The 14,471-nt window shown below is 52.1% G+C and carries 12 protein-coding genes; 9 read left to right on the plus strand and 3 right to left on the minus strand.

What is annotated here, in order from left to right; genetic code table 11:
* Positions 1-8: 8 nt before the first annotated feature.
* Both lptG and lptF read right to left on the minus strand, forming a co-directional pair.
* Entirely contained in the window at positions 9-1,070 is a 1,062-nt protein-coding gene (gene lptG, locus ACMAZB_RS07955; protein ID WP_435210782.1) for an LPS export ABC transporter permease LptG, read from the minus strand.
* On the minus strand, positions 1,057-2,148 hold the full coding sequence (gene lptF, locus ACMAZB_RS07960; RefSeq protein WP_435216358.1) for an LPS export ABC transporter permease LptF: 1,092 nt from the start codon (positions 2,146-2,148) through the stop codon (positions 1,057-1,059). The genes lptG and lptF overlap by 14 nt, the downstream gene beginning before the upstream one ends.
* Positions 2,149-2,258: 110 nt before the next feature.
* On the opposite strand from lptF, the gene ACMAZB_RS07965 reads away from it, so the two are divergent.
* Genes ACMAZB_RS07965 through ACMAZB_RS07990 form a run of 6 tightly spaced genes read left to right on the plus strand, consistent with a single transcriptional unit; the run spans position 2,259 to position 8,358 of the window.
* Complete coding sequence (locus ACMAZB_RS07965; RefSeq protein WP_435216360.1) at positions 2,259-3,752, plus strand: leucyl aminopeptidase; 1,494 nt, start codon at positions 2,259-2,261, stop codon at positions 3,750-3,752.
* A 3-nt stretch (positions 3,753-3,755) separates the two neighbouring features.
* Complete coding sequence (locus tag ACMAZB_RS07970; RefSeq protein WP_435210787.1) at positions 3,756-4,175, plus strand: DNA polymerase III subunit chi; 420 nt, start codon at positions 3,756-3,758, stop codon at positions 4,173-4,175.
* 47 nt (positions 4,176-4,222) lie between these two features.
* Positions 4,223-6,985: a valine--tRNA ligase gene (locus ACMAZB_RS07975; protein ID WP_435216361.1), complete on the plus strand. Its 2,763-nt coding sequence runs from the start codon at positions 4,223-4,225 to the stop codon at positions 6,983-6,985.
* 46 nt (positions 6,986-7,031) lie between these two features.
* Positions 7,032-7,244 carry a cold shock domain-containing protein gene (locus ACMAZB_RS07980; RefSeq protein WP_435210791.1) on the plus strand — a complete coding sequence of 71 codons (213 nt, stop codon included), beginning with the start codon at positions 7,032-7,034 and terminating at the stop codon, positions 7,242-7,244.
* A 59-nt stretch (positions 7,245-7,303) separates the two neighbouring features.
* Positions 7,304-7,720 (plus strand): cold-shock protein, encoded by a 417-nt coding sequence (locus ACMAZB_RS07985; RefSeq protein WP_435210793.1) that lies wholly within the window; start codon positions 7,304-7,306, stop codon positions 7,718-7,720.
* Positions 7,717-8,358 carry a class I SAM-dependent methyltransferase gene (locus ACMAZB_RS07990; RefSeq protein WP_435216363.1) on the plus strand — a complete coding sequence of 214 codons (642 nt, stop codon included), beginning with the start codon at positions 7,717-7,719 and terminating at the stop codon, positions 8,356-8,358. The genes ACMAZB_RS07985 and ACMAZB_RS07990 overlap by 4 nt, the downstream gene beginning before the upstream one ends.
* 9 nt (positions 8,359-8,367) lie before the next feature.
* Here the strand turns inward: ACMAZB_RS07990 and ACMAZB_RS07995 are convergent, their stop codons facing one another.
* On the minus strand, positions 8,368-9,627 hold the full coding sequence (locus ACMAZB_RS07995) for a hypothetical protein (RefSeq protein WP_435216365.1): 1,260 nt from the start codon (positions 9,625-9,627) through the stop codon (positions 8,368-8,370).
* A gap of 89 nt (positions 9,628-9,716) precedes the next feature.
* On the opposite strand from ACMAZB_RS07995, the gene ACMAZB_RS08000 reads away from it, so the two are divergent.
* From ACMAZB_RS08000 to rapA, 3 genes are all read left to right on the plus strand, one after another.
* Entirely contained in the window at positions 9,717-10,790 is a 1,074-nt protein-coding gene (locus tag ACMAZB_RS08000; RefSeq protein WP_435216366.1) for a LysR family transcriptional regulator, read from the plus strand.
* 95 nt (positions 10,791-10,885) lie between these two features.
* Positions 10,886-11,701 carry a TatD family hydrolase gene (locus tag ACMAZB_RS08005; protein WP_435216368.1) on the plus strand — a complete coding sequence of 272 codons (816 nt, stop codon included), beginning with the start codon at positions 10,886-10,888 and terminating at the stop codon, positions 11,699-11,701.
* Positions 11,698-14,451, plus strand: coding sequence for an RNA polymerase-associated protein RapA (gene rapA / locus ACMAZB_RS08010; RefSeq protein WP_435216370.1), 2,754 nt, complete (start codon positions 11,698-11,700; stop codon positions 14,449-14,451). Before ACMAZB_RS08005 ends, rapA begins: the two co-directional genes overlap by 4 nt.
* Positions 14,452-14,471: the final 20 nt, after the last annotated feature.

The following is a 14,471-nucleotide window of genomic DNA, read 5'->3' on the forward strand; positions in this document are numbered from 1 at the left end:
CGAGATCGTTAGGTGTCTCGAGTTAGCAACCACCCTCCTGCAATCCAGCAAACTAAAATAGGCATCGCCGCCGCAAGGATAGCTGGCAATCCAAAAATGAGGCTTGCGGGGCCGAAAAAATCTTGAGAAATACGAAACACCACGCCGACGATTACACCCGTAAAAATACGAGCACCCAGGCTACCCTCTCTGAGCGGACCAAAAATAAACGACATGGCAACGAGAACCAATCCCGCCACGGCAAAAGGCTGAAGAACTTTGCGCCAGAAGGCGAGTTCAACATCCCTATACATGAGGCCTTGTTTGCGTAAATACTGCGCGTACGGCCACAATTCGCGGGTCGGCAGACTGTCGAGTGCTACCGCCTCCAATGCCAAGAGTTGCGGCGTCACTTCAGTTTTCCAGACTTGCTGGGTCACTGTGTCCGTAACTGCACGGTCCTGAGTGAGTTCTGTACGCGATATTTTTTCCAGTAGCCACTGCCCACGCTGATAGGTGCCTCGCTCTGCGCGTAGGCTGCGCGTCAACCGACGTTCGTCGTCGAAGGTAAGCAATTGTACGCCGTGAATGATTCCGCCACGCTCTACCGCTGAAACGTGGATAAAAGTGTTGCCATCACGATTCCAAACACCACCGCGGCCAGTAAAACTGCTTTGAGAGCCCTGAGCTAAGGCCTTATGACTGACGGCATATTGCTCCGAAACAGGCGATACAAACTCACCTATCAAAAATCCGACGACGGCGACGACTAATGCAGGTCTTAGCGTTGCAATCGCCAACTGAGGTAGTGAGCGCCCCGCTGCTCGCACCACAGTGAGCTCACTGGTTGCGGCAAGACGGCCGAGCCCAACCAGAGCCCCTATTAAGGCGGCAAAGGGCACATACTCATGTAGGCGTCTGGGGAGTGTAAAAACCACATAGATCAATGCATCCGAAAAAGCATAATCAGCAGTCACGTCATCTAGCTCGTCAATGACCGAGCTCAACGCGTCCAGACCAACCAGTACCGCGAGCACTCCCAACGTAGCGCCCAAAACACTCCCGGCTAGATAACGATCAAACTGACCCATGTTTCTTCCCAAAAATCCCAAGGGAAAGAGATTCCCAATAAAGCAGGCAAACGGCAAACGCCGCAAAACACAGGTGTGTTACCAGCATTGCGCCGCCGCCACCGCCTGACTCCATGAAGGAGCGAGCCTGTGTGAGCGCTAAAAAGTAAACCAAAAACAATGCTAGTGCAGGCCCGAGGCGCGCATAACGCCCTCTGCGGGAGTCCGTTTTACTCAACGCTAAGGCGATAACAACGCTCACTGGCACCAAAAACGGTAGCGACAGTCGCCACCAAAGGGTAGCCCGCTTCCTAGGATCATCACTGGTAACCAGTTCGGCGGTAGGCGTTGCGTCGATGCGCGTAGAAGCACGCAAGCTATCGCGCTTCTCAGGAATGAGTTCGCCAAACCGGCTAAATGCGACTGCCTCGTAGGCAGGTTCACCCGGCACTCCACTGTAACGAGTCCCACCACGCAACTCGAGATAACGCCTGTTGGTGGTGGCGTCGGTTATTATTTCGGCTTCCTCGGCCAATGTGACTTGGGTGGCATCAGTACCCGATTGTTCCTCAACGACAAAAACATTGTGCATGACGCCGGCTTTATCAATGCGCTCAGTGTAGGTCACTAATTCACCCCCACGCTGGGACTTAAATCGCCCTGCGGCCATGAGTTGCAGACCCTCGGCATTCCGGGGGTTGTCCAAAAGTCGCTGTGCCCGAGCTGAACCCTCGGGCCCCAAATATAAGGTCAAAAGTGCAACGAGGCACATTATGAGGGCGCCAGGCACCAGCAAGTAACCCGCCAGCCGAGCTGGACTGGTTCCGCAAGCTTTAAGCACGACCATTTCACTCTCTGCGTACATTCGTCCAAGCGACAGCAGAATTCCGATAAAAAGCGCGAGCGGTAGGATTAATTCAAAAAAACTGGGCAGTTTGAACAGCATGACTGGCAGTAAAACGTCGGCAGATAGGCTGCCCATCGCCGCTTCCGCGAGATACTTTATAAAGCGGCCGCTAAAAACCACGAGAAAAAGAACAAAGGACACCGCCAGCGTGTGCGTGGCCACATCTCGGGTCAAATATACGAAAATGCGCATCAGTTAGTCATAAGGATCAATGGTTTGTGCTGAATATATTTTGTTACGGCGCCAGACACCATACACTATGCACCTCTACATCAATTTATTTGTCCTCTAATGGAGTTTTCATGTCCCAACCATCGTTCACGGCTCGCAAGGCCGCTAATCCTGCCAAGCTTTCTACCCCCTGCCTTGTGCTACCCATGTTTAAAGGTCAGAAGTTGGAGGGGTATCTTGCAGAATTGGATGCTCAATTGGCAGGTGCCATTAATCGCGCCTCAAAGCTTGGCGACTTTAGCGGCGAAACAGGCTCGTCCTTGGCACTTATGGGTAATGACCGTGTGCAGCGAATCCTCCTGCTAGGTTGCGGTGCCGAGGAAGACTTTGATCAGTCTGCTCGTAAAAAGCTAGCCCAGGCCGCAGGCAAAAATTTAGCCAGCACGAAGGCTCGTGAGGCACACATAGCCCTAGATGGCCTACCGCTGGCCGCCGAAGACAGCGCTCAGTTGCTGGAAACACTGGCGACCGAAATTTTATGGGCCTGCTATGTCTACAGCGAAACATTAAGTCAACCGAAGAACATGCCAACTTTGGCAAAAGCCAGTGTCTCAGCGCCATCCGCTTTACCAATCGGGCAAGCAAAAAAGGCACTCAACTCAGGCGTGGCCATCGGTGAAGGCGTCAACTTTACCCGCCAACTGGGCAATCTACCCGCTAACATTTGTACGCCAACCTACCTCGCTAAGCAGGCAAGAGCATTAGGCCGAAAGCACGCCAAATTGACGGTAAAGGTTCTCGATGAAAAAAAGATGCGCGAGCTCGGTATGGGTTCACTCCTGTCCGTGGGACATGGCAGTGACGAGCCCTCGCAATTGATTGTCATGGAATACAAAGGCGGGAAAGCAAAGGAAGCGCCATATGCTCTCGTGGGGAAGGGAATCACCTTTGACACGGGCGGAATATCTCTCAAGCCAGGCGGGAAAATGGACGAGATGAAGTTTGATATGGGTGGTGCCAGTTCAGTCTTTGGTACAGTTCAGGCTGCGGTTAACTTGGACTTACCCATCAATCTAGTGGGCATAGTTGCTGCGGCTGAAAACATGCCCAGCGGTCGCGCCACTAAACCTGGGGACGTTGTCACAAGCATGAGTGGCCAAACCATCGAGATCCTCAATACCGATGCTGAAGGCCGTTTGGTGCTGTGTGACGCACTAACCTACGTTGAACGCTACAAGCCGAAAGAGGTCGTGGATATCGCGACCCTGACGGGCGCTATTATTGTGTCGCTGGGGCACGAGGCGAGCGGCATTTTCGCTAACGACGATGACTTGGCTGATGCGCTGCTGGCGGCTGGGCAACGCAGTCAAGATCGTGGCTGGAGAATGCCGATCTGGCAGGAATACCAAAAGCAGCTTGATTCAAGATTCGCAGATATGCAAAACATCGGTGCTGGTACCGCGGGAAGTGTTACTGCCGCGTGTTTTCTGGCACGGTTTACGGAGAAGTACAAATGGGCGCACTTAGATGTTGCGGGAACTTCATTTCTGAGTGCGCCGAAAGGAGCTACCGGAAGGCCAGTTCCCATGCTTGTCGAGTATCTGCGAGCCCGTGCTGGCGCATAACCTATGACTCGCGTCGACTTTTATGTGGTTGCAGACGCTAGCCCTGAGGCTCGTCTGCAGGTTGCTGCTCGACTTACAGAAAAAGCCCACCGTCAAGGGCATAGCCTGTTTATAAACACTGGCAGTGAGTCAGAAGCAGCGTTGTTGGACGAGCTTTTGTGGACATTCCGCCCCGGAAGCTTTATCCCACACCACTCACTGAAAGAGGGGTCTGAAGGGCCAGTAGTTCTTGGTTGGGGACAAGAGCCCAGCAGCCATGATGATGTCCTAATAAATCTTGCCCTCACCCCGCCCGCTTTTTTTTCTCGGTTTCAACGAGTCGCCGAACTAGTGACTCAAGAAGAAACCGCTTTAAAAGCTATGCGAGAGTCGTGGCGATTTTACAAGGATCGTGGCTATCCTCTGCAAAAACATGATCTTTGACGGCTTCACAGCGCCTACATTTTTAGTACCAAAATCGGAACAGCATTATGGAAAAGGTTTTTTCGCCCGGCGATATTGAAAAGCGATGGTATGACACCTGGGAGCAAAGTGGTTACTTTGCTCCTCAGGGCGGCGAGACCTCTTTTTCGATACCCATACCGCCACCGAACGTAACGGGTTCATTGCATATGGGTCATGGCTTTCAACAGGCCATCATGGATGCCCTCATCCGTTATCACCGAATGAAAGGGGCCGATACGCTCTGGCAGGTGGGCACCGATCACGCTGGAATTGCAACTCAAATGCTCGTCGAACGACAGCTAGAGGCCGACGGCATCAAGCGAGAGGATATTGGCAGAGACGCTTTTATCGACAAGGTTTGGGCTTGGAAAGAACAATCAGGCGGGACCATTACTCAGCAGCTCAGACGATTAGGGGCTTCAGCGGATTGGAGCCGTGAACGTTTTACTATGGATGAAGGTTTGTCCGATGCCGTTCAGCAGGTGTTCATCAAACTTTACAGCGAAGGTCTTATTTATCGTGGTCAACGTTTAGTTAACTGGGACCCAAAATTGCACACAGCAATATCGGACCTTGAAGTGGTGTCGGAAGAGGAACAAGGCTTCTTGTGGCACCTACGCTATCCTCTGAGTGATGGCTCTGGCCACCTCGTGGTCGCCACTACAAGGCCGGAGACCCTGTTAGGTGACGCAGCAGTCGCAGTTCATCCAGACGATGACCGCTATCAGGCGCTCATTGGCAAAACCGTGTCGTTACCGCTTTGCGACCGAGAAATTCCTATTATCGCCGATGACTATGTAGATCCTGAGTTCGGGACTGGTTGCGTCAAAATCACACCTGCACATGACTTTAATGACTACGAGATGGGCCAGCGACACGACCTGCCCTTGCGCAATATCCTAACGCGAAACGCCTCAATTAGTGACGCCGCTCCAGCGGCTTACCAAGGTCTCGATCGCTACGCAGCCAGAGAACAGATCATTAAAGATCTTGATGCTCTGCAGCTGCTCGAAAAAACCGAAGACCACCTGCTGAAGGTCCCACGAGGCGATCGCTCTGGTGTGGTTGTAGAGCCGTGGTTAACGCCGCAATGGTACGTGGATGCTAAAAAACTTGCGGGACCTGCTATCGCTGCCGTTGAAAATGAAACAATTAAGTTTGTGCCCAAACAATGGGAAAATACGTACTTCGCATGGATGCGCGACATTCAGGATTGGTGCATCAGCAGACAGCTCTGGTGGGGGCACCGAATCCCAGCTTGGTATGACAATGCGGGCAATGTGTATGTGGGTTCCGATGAAGCTTCAGTGCGAGCCAGCAACGAACTCGATCATACCGTCGAGCTCACGCAGGACAACGACGTTTTAGATACCTGGTTTTCTTCAGCTCTCTGGACGTTCTCTACCTTGGGCTGGCCTAATAAGACGCCCGAAATGGCGAAGTTTCACCCTACGTCGGTGCTTGTGACAGGGTTCGATATTATATTTTTTTGGGTCGCACGCATGATCATGATGTCGTTACATTTTTGTGACGAGGTGCCCTTCCACACTGTGTACGTTCACGGTCTGGTGAGAGACGGCGAAGGCCAAAAGATGTCGAAGTCCAAGGGAAATGTCATTGATCCCATAGATCTTATTGATGGCATAGATCTAAAAAGCCTAGAGGCCAAAAGAACGGCAGGAATGATGCAGCCACAGATGGCAGCGCGCATCGTCAAACAAACTCGCAAGCATTTCCCTGAGGGCATTCCTGGCTATGGCACCGATGCTTTGCGCTTTACCTTTTATTCTCTCGCTTCCACGGGTCGTGATATCAAGTTTGATATGCAGCGCATGGAGGGATACCGGAATTTCTGCAATAAACTTTGGAATGCTGCTCGGTATGTTTTGGGAAATTGCGAGGATCTCACACCATCGCCGTCTGCAACCGAACCCTCTTTGGCTGACCGATGGATTATGAGCCGACTAATCACGGCTGCGAAAGACTGCGAACAGGCGATTGAAAACTATCGCTTCGATCTGGCATCGCAAACCTTGTACGACTTTGTCTGGAACGAGTTTTGTGACTGGTATCTTGAACTTTCAAAGCCCATCCTTTGGGATGCGGAGGCAAATCCCGATCAGGCGACTGTGACGCGTCATACGCTGGTTACAACGCTTGAGAACATCCTCCGCCTTCTGCACCCCATGATGCCTTTTATCACAGAGGAAATTTGGCAAAGCATTGCGCCTCTAGCAGATAAGTCAGGAGACACCATTATGCTCCAACCTTGGCCTAACTTTGACGGTCAAGAATCCGATGCTGAGGCCGAGTCAGAAGTGGCATGGCTACAAGGTGTCATTGTTGCGATTCGCACAATTCGAGGAGAGGCACAGCTGGGGCCGGGCAAAGCGCTCGACATTCTGGTCCGCAACACGACAGACGATGATCAAAGGCGTTTTACAAACAACAAGGCCTATCTGCGCAAGCTGGCCCGTCTAGAGTCAATAACCTTTTTAAGCTCCGACGCTGAAGTGCCGCCGTCACTGTCAGCTCTCTGCGGCAACCTCGAAATATTGGTGCCCATGGCTGGAGTTATCGACGTTGAAGCAGAGCGGGCTCGCCTCAATAAAGAACTGCAAAAGCAGCAGGGAGAGTTGACAAGAATTCAGGGAAAACTCTCAAATGCCAGCTTTGTCGACCGCGCCCCCGAAGCCGTGGTTGCCAATGAGCGACATAAACAACAGGCCGCTGAAGATGCAGTTCAAGCCATCACTACGCAACTGCAGCGTCTGGAGGGATTGCACTAATGACGCGATACTGGTAATAACGTCTTATAAAAATAAGGAGAGGCGTATGTCTGAGCGTCAAACCGGTGTTGTGAAGTGGTTCAACAATGCAAAAGGTTTTGGGTTCATTACGATGTCTGATCGTGATGAAGATATTTTTGTGCATTTCCGAGCAATTCAAGGAGATGGCTACCGCTCCCTGAACGAGGGAGATGCTGTTGAGTTTACCCTCGCAAAAGGCGACAAAGGGTTGCAGGCGGAAGAAGTTACTAAACCGTAGCACCAACAAGCGGTCAGGATTTGATAGACTTCTGCTCCTTTTTATAAACCGGAAGTCTCATGTCTACGCACCCACAAAAATTCAGTCTTGTTGGCAGGCTTGTCATCAACGATTTAATTGCCCTTGTCATCTATCTGATCACGGCGCAGTTCTTCCCTACCCATTGGATTCATCTTGCTGGGTTGGTCGTCTTGGCGGTTGCATGCGCTGTCATCGGCGACCTCAACATGCCGGCCCCTCGCGCCCCTAAAAAGCAAGCAAGCGCGCAGGAGAGCACCAACGAGGGAAATATCAAATGGTTTAATGCCACGAAAGGCTTTGGCTTTATTGTCGGCGACGATGGTGCTGAAGTATTTGTGCACTACCGAAATGTAGAAGGCTTAACCAAACGCGGTATTAAGCAGGGTCAGCGTGTCGCTTACTCAGTGCGGGCTAGTGACCGAGGTCCACAAGCCGAAGGCGTTAAGGCCGTATGACCGAGGCATTGAGTGAAGGGAAAAAAGTCCGTGTAACGGAGCGAAAGTTTCGCGGTGTGACGCTGCCAACGGCCGGCCATAAAGTTATCAGAAGAGTGAAACGCGAGGGGCACGAGCCCTCGATACACGGCACTAAGCTGTGGCGATCAAGCTTTCTCATCATGGATTACCTCCATAAGCATCCACCCGAAAGTGCAAACGCGGTTTTAGATGCTGGCTGCGGCTGGGGCATTACGGGTATCTGGTGTGCAAAAAAATTGGGCGCTTCGGTTGTCTCACTTGACGCTGACCCTGCAGTCTTTCCCTATCTGAAAGCCGTAGCAGAACTCAACAAAGTCTCCACTACGCCTTTAGTGCGACGCTTTGAGGCATTAAAGAAGCCTCAATTAGCCGATTTTGATCTTTTAGTGGCGGCGGATGTTTGTTTTTGGGACGATCTAGTCAAGCCTGTAGGTAAGTTAATTGATCGTGCGATTGATGCTGGAGTCGGTCAAATCGTTATCGCAGATCCAGAACGCCCCACCTTTCATAAAATGGCTGAGAAGGCGATTAATCGCCACGGAGGCGACCTCATTCACTGGTCACTCAAGGGCAAGCTAAAAGCCACTGGCGCGCTACTGGTAATCAATAACCAGTAGCCCAAAAATTTACCGCAATACTTCCACCCGCCAAGCGACAGGGGCCTCTACCGTCTCGCCCAGCTCAGACAAGGCGGGCCTAAAGCGCATACTTCGTAATTGCCGCCTAGCGAACCCTGTCAATTTCTCCTCGGATGGCTCAGGCGCAATCACGACAACATTTCTAAGATTACCCCGCTGGCTTACCTCCGCACTGACATTGAGGATCGCCCATTCACGGCTAAATCGATGATCGCGACTCAGCTTGGGAACTTCAGGCAAAGGTCCGGGTTTCGAAAAGTCTACACTCCCCTGCAGTTGTAGCTGCTGGTAAATCTGCATCGCTTGCGAGTGACGTCCCCGTAGCAGCAGCCAGTCAGCCTTGGCATGTAGCAACAATCCATCTTCGGGCAACAGCTTCAGTGCGCGATCGATTAAACCTCTCGCCGTTGACCCCAGCGTGCTTTCAACATTGCGAAGCCGATATTCTCCAGGCGACTGCTCTCGGTTCTGCTGAACGCCTTGCTGATAAGGGTTGGCATAGCGGTCTCGAGAAACGCCGAAACTATCGACCACCAAAGGATCCACATTAAAGTCGATTAAGTAGTAAAGCTTGAGGACTTCAAGACTGAACAACTTGCACCAGGGCTTCTGCCACTGAGAGCTCTCACAGACAGCGTCGGTCATCTCTTTACCGTGATTAACCACAAACAAAACATCGGATTCTTTACCTTGCCAAGGGCTGCTCGCGAGGATTTCACTCTGAACCGATAGCCATCGAATAGAGGCTTGCAAGCGCTGTTCCGACCAGGGCTCTGCGCCTCTGCCCAGTAACCGATAAAAGTAGTTAATCTGGCGCCCTACTTCAGCGGGATCTCCCTGATCGCGAAGCAGTTCAAGGATGCCTTCGAGCAAGGGCAGCTGATCGGCACTACCCAATCCACTGTTTATCCGCGTACTGTGGAGTGCCCATCGATAGAGTTCTAGCGCAGCGTCATTGGCCCCATATTCCTCCGCTTCACGCGCTGCCGCGGTCAAGGGCGCAGTCAATTCTGGGGAATAGGGTCCTACAACAGCCTCTAGCTTTTGAATCTGCTCGGCGGTTGCATCAAGTCGGCGTCGCACGGTTAAGGGAGAAGCTTCTGTTGAGAGGGACCTGTCAATTACTGCTTCAGTAGGCCACAACACATGGATGCCCCAAGGCTGAGGCTCGCCAGCGAAGCCTAGGGAGTGCCAGAGGCTTGCCAGTGCAAAAAAAAACACCGTTGGCAGTGGTACAGAGCTTCGCAATGGGGTGTCCAGAATCATACTTTAAGTGTAAACCCTTCCGGCAAAAAAAAACCCGCCTGAAGGCGGGTTAAAAACTTAAAAGGACCTGAGTGAACCAGGATCGGAGCACAGGGCTCACCGATCGGCGGGGTCACATCAATGGTGCTATTGTGGCCTCGCCGGCACATAAATCAAATGTATTTGTTTTATCTTTTATATTCTTTTGTGGCATTATCGTCCTCATGGACATTAAAAAGCTAGCAAAAGTCGACCTTAACCTATTGGTTTCTCTACAAATTCTTCTGGAGGAATGCAGCGTTTCAGCAGCGGCTAGACGTATGTCAATCACTCAGCCAGCGATGTCAAAAACTCTGGGACGCCTGAGAGACACATTTAATGACCCATTATTTGTACGCTCAAAACGCGGAATTCAACCGACGCCTAGAGCACAATCCATCGCCGCAGAGCTGCCCGCGCTGTTAGCAGCTACCGAGGCGCTCCTCGAGGCTGGCGATTTTTCACCGAACACCTATAAAGGTGAGATCACGATCGCAATCTCTGAATACGTGGGCCTTTCACTACTACCTCCGCTAACGGCGCGATTACAAAAAATTGCACCCGGGCTGAGCCTGCGAACCATTACGCGGGTGGAAGGCCAGCTCGATAAGCTTGCTGCAGGGGGGCTCGACTTCGCGGTCCAGCTCACTCGTTCTGACTATCCTGAAGAATTTCGCTTCCAATCATTGGGCGGGTCGCCACTGGCAGTGTTTGTGCGAGATGGTCACCCTTTAGCCAGCAAACCATTAACCCGTGAGCTCCTCACACAATACCCTGCCATCAGCCTATACGTGTCTGATCGCAATGATACTGAGCTACCTCTATCGCCTCATGCTCAGCTGCAAGCGGGTTCAGTTGCCATGCTTGAGACGTCGCATCTTCTCACGGCCCTAGAAATACTGAGAGAGACAGACTTCACTTTGGTCTGCCCTGCTTATTTAGCAAGGAATCAGGGGGCAACTCGGGACGTAGTTGCGCTGCCGCTGCCGCCGGAAGATGCGCAGTACGTTGACTATGCACTTGTAGCTCATCGACGAACTCAAGCCTCCCCTGCTCATCAGTGGTTGTGGAATGAAATCGTCGATACTGTCCGGGGCATGCGGTTACGTACTGTGCACCGCGGTTAAAAAAACAGGAGTTATGTCGACACTGTTTGGCCCTTCGCTGTTTCTATGGGTAGCGAGAAGTGGCATAATTCCTCCGTCTTCTCCTACTACTGTTCATGTCGAAACGCACACCCAAAAAACCCGTCCCAACATTTCAAACGCCTATCATTGAGACGCACTGTCATCTCGATTATCTGGCACAAGATACGATGGGCGATGAATTACAGGCTATTACCGATGCCGGTGTTGAGCGCATCGTTACTATCGCCGTCTCTACAGACAATTTAGCGACTGTCTTAAGTCTTTGCGATCAACATGAAAATATCTGGGGCACTCAGGGTATCCACCCCCACGAAGCTTCTTCGTGGGGCTCGTCTGTAGCGCAGTCAGTTGCGACGGGAGCTGCTCACCCCAAGGTCGTAGCTATCGGCGAGATCGGACTGGATTACTACTACGAGCATGCTTCTCCGCAAGCACAAACCCAAGCTTTTGAGGCGCAACTGGCACTCGCTGCCGAGCGCGATCTACCGGTTGTTATACACACCCGAGAGGCGGATGCCGACACGCGTGCAGTGTTAGAAAATCATGCCCCTTATTTGAGAAAAAAAGGTGTCATACACAGCTTTACCAGCTCTCAAGCGCTAGCTGACTACTGTTTATCCGAGGGGTTTTACCTCGGGTTCAATGGTATTTGCACCTTTAAGAATGCGGACAATGTGCGAGCTGTCATTGACGCCACGCCAATAGACAGCCTTGTGCTCGAAACTGACGCGCCCTACCTAACACCCGTCCCCTACCGGGGGCGCGTTAATTCGCCCCGTTTTTTACCCCTTATCGCTGAGCAAATTGCAGAGATTAAAAATATGCCGGTTGAAGCTTTGTTGAAGGCCGCCAGGAGGAACAGCATGGCGTTGTTCTTCGCTAACCCATGAGTGAATTTGCGATTGGCCAACGTTGGGTGAGCCACGCCGACGTAGAGTTGGGACTAGGTATTGTGGTGGAGCTCGATGGGAGGCGCATCACGTTGCACTTCCCTGCAGTCGGTGAGGAACGCACCTACGCCACAGACCGGGCGCCACTAACCCGGCTCATTCTGGAAGGCGGTGATCGCTACCAACACATCAATGGTCAAGAATACGCAGTCCTTGAACGCCATGAGTCTGAGGGCATCTTGGCTTATCTCATTGAGGATGCCGATGGCCAACAAGAGCTGGTTTCTGAACTTGATATTGACCCCCACATACAACTGCGCTCCCCCAGAGACCGGCTGCTCAACAACCAGCTAGATAAGCTACTGGATTTTCAACTTCGTTACGAAACATTGAAGCAGCGCGCACATTTTTCAAAAAGCGCTGTCAGAGGCCTGCTTGGCGCGCGAACTTCCCTATTATCCCACCAGGTCTATATCGCGAGCGAAGTCGGTACCCGCATTGCCCCCCGAGTACTGCTGGCCGATGAAGTTGGCCTAGGTAAAACCATTGAAGCCGGCCTCATTTTGTCCCAGCAATTAGCCTCAGGACGGGCAACCCGAGCCCTTGTTCTTGTCCCTGACTCACTGATACATCAATGGCTGGTGGAAATGCTGCGACGGTTTAGTTTGGCATTTTCGCTGTTTGATGACGACCGCTTAAGTGACTTAGACATAGAAACCGCTTTTGAGTCAGAACAACTCATATTGTGCCCGTTTTCTCTGATGGGGCAGCATGAGGACGCGAGACACAGTGCACTTTCGGCGAGCTGGGATATGGTTATCGTCGATGAAGCCCATCATCTGAGCCGTCAAAGCCCCGAGGAAGAAACCTTATCAGACTTTGTTGAAGCCCTCGCAGGCCGCTGCAGCGGCCTGCTGTTGTTGACGGCCACTCCCGAACAAGCAGGGATAGAGAGCCACTTTGATCGGCTTCGATTGCTCGATCCTGATCGCTTTAGCGATTTGCCAACTTTCCTTGCCGAACAGGAGCAATTCGCACAGTGGAATCAGGTTATCGAACAACTCCAAGCAGGCGAGACCACGGTTAGCCTGCCGGCTGGTATCGATCAACAAGCCGACAGCAAATCGCAGATCAATCAGCTGCTTGACCGCTACGGTACGGGGCGTGTGTTATTTCGCAATACCCGAGCCTCCGTACCGGGATTCCCAAAGCGCAATCTGCACGCCTACCCCTTGGAGGCGCCGGAGCTCTATCAAGACAACCGCACTGCTTTGTTCCCGGAAATGTCCTTTCCAGAGGCCCAGTGGTTAGAACATGACCCTCGAGTGAGTTGGCTGGAGGCTCAACTTCGAGCGTTACGTCCGGAAAAAGTACTGGTAATTGCTGCAAACGCCACCACTGCCCTTGCTTTGGAGCAGCAACTTCACCTGCGTGCAGGCATTCGCTGTGCTGCCTTTCACGAGGGCCTTACCCTGTTTGAGCGGGATCGTGCAGCCGCCTATTTTGCCGATGAACACGGAGGGGCACAGGCGCTGATTTGCTCTGAGATTGGTAGCGAGGGGCGAAACTTTCAGTTTGCACATCATTTAATTTGTTTCGATTTACCCAAGAATCCCGACCTACTCGAACAACGCATTGGCCGTTTAGACCGAATTGGACAGGGCACAGATGTCGTCATTCATGTGCCCTTCATACGCAACACTGCTCAGGAAGTATTATTCAATTGGCACGACCAAGCCCTGTCGGCCTTTACCAGTAGCTGTGCCGTTGGCTACACGGTTCTCCAGCAGTTCCAAGGAACCCTAGATAACGCCCTAGCGAACCCCGATGCGCCCACCGAACACCTGTTAAGTGAGTCACTGTCACTGCGCACATCCCTAGAGATCAAAATGCGTGAGGGGCGTGATCGCTTACTGGAGTTAAACTCGCATAACGCTGAGCGCGGGTCAGAAATTATTGAAACCATTCAAACGGAAGAGACTCCCGAGCAAATCCTTTCTTTTGCAGAACTTCTCTTCGACCGTATTGGCGTGAGTCAGGATTATCACTCTGAAACCACCCATTTGCTCAAACCTACTGAAATGCTGATTACCGGTGAGCTACCGGGACTTGACGAAGACGGCACGGTAGTTAGCTTTGACCGTGAAACGGCACTGGCGCGTGACGACGTGTTGTTTCTTACTCGCGAGCACCCCTTACTGCGAGAGGCGATGTCGGTTGTCTTGAGCAGTGAGCTAGGCAACTCAGCTCTCGGCACCGTAAAGCACCCCAAAATACCGGGCGGCACTGTGCTGCTCGAGTGTATATACAGCCTCGACTGCATGGCTCCAAGCCACTTAGAAATGGGCCGGTATGTCGATCAAACACCACTGCGCTTTGTCATTGATCCCAAGTGTATTGATCGAGGTCAAAACATGGGCCATCAAGTTATAAACCGTATGATTGGTCCAGTCGCCACTGCAACAGCTGCCAATGTTTTACGCAGAATCAGACCCCTACTTGAGGAGCAGCTGAAAGCCGCAGATAAGTTGGCAAAATCTGAGCTCGAGGCGAGAAAACGCACGGCCATAAACACGATCAATGAGCAGCTCGGTGCAGAGCAAAGTCGCCTGGTTTATTTGAGCAGCGTCAATCCCGGGGTCAAAGATTCTGAGATCGTCGAGCTAGAGGCACGCATAGCGGCCACCCTCGCTTCGGTGAACGACACTCAGGCAGTGAGCCAAGCCTTGCGAGTAGTCGTCGCTACTTGAGTAGCCCTAGACGCAGCCGT

Origin of the sequence: Luminiphilus sp. nBUS_07 (genome assembly GCF_051201685.1) — a bacterium.
In the GTDB taxonomy this organism is placed as follows: Bacteria; Pseudomonadota; Gammaproteobacteria; order Pseudomonadales; family Halieaceae; genus Luminiphilus.

What these genes read in the sequence shown, in the direction of transcription:
- lptG (WP_435210782.1), bottom strand. Translation starts at nt 1,070, where the DNA reads ATGGGTCAGTTTGATCGTTATCTAGCCGGGAGTGTTTTGGGCGCTACG.
- lptF (WP_435216358.1), bottom strand. Translation starts at nt 2,148, where the DNA reads ATGCGCATTTTCGTATATTTGACCCGAGATGTGGCCACGCACACGCTG.
- ACMAZB_RS07965 (WP_435216360.1), top strand. Translation starts at nt 2,259, where the DNA reads ATGTCCCAACCATCGTTCACGGCTCGCAAGGCCGCTAATCCTGCCAAG.
- ACMAZB_RS07970 (WP_435210787.1), top strand. Translation starts at nt 3,756, where the DNA reads ATGACTCGCGTCGACTTTTATGTGGTTGCAGACGCTAGCCCTGAGGCT.
- ACMAZB_RS07975 (WP_435216361.1), top strand. Translation starts at nt 4,223, where the DNA reads ATGGAAAAGGTTTTTTCGCCCGGCGATATTGAAAAGCGATGGTATGAC.
- ACMAZB_RS07980 (WP_435210791.1), top strand. Translation starts at nt 7,032, where the DNA reads ATGTCTGAGCGTCAAACCGGTGTTGTGAAGTGGTTCAACAATGCAAAA.
- ACMAZB_RS07985 (WP_435210793.1), top strand. Translation starts at nt 7,304, where the DNA reads ATGTCTACGCACCCACAAAAATTCAGTCTTGTTGGCAGGCTTGTCATC.
- ACMAZB_RS07990 (WP_435216363.1), top strand. Translation starts at nt 7,717, where the DNA reads ATGACCGAGGCATTGAGTGAAGGGAAAAAAGTCCGTGTAACGGAGCGA.
- ACMAZB_RS08005 (WP_435216368.1), top strand. Translation starts at nt 10,886, where the DNA reads ATGTCGAAACGCACACCCAAAAAACCCGTCCCAACATTTCAAACGCCT.
- rapA (WP_435216370.1), top strand. Translation starts at nt 11,698, where the DNA reads ATGAGTGAATTTGCGATTGGCCAACGTTGGGTGAGCCACGCCGACGTA.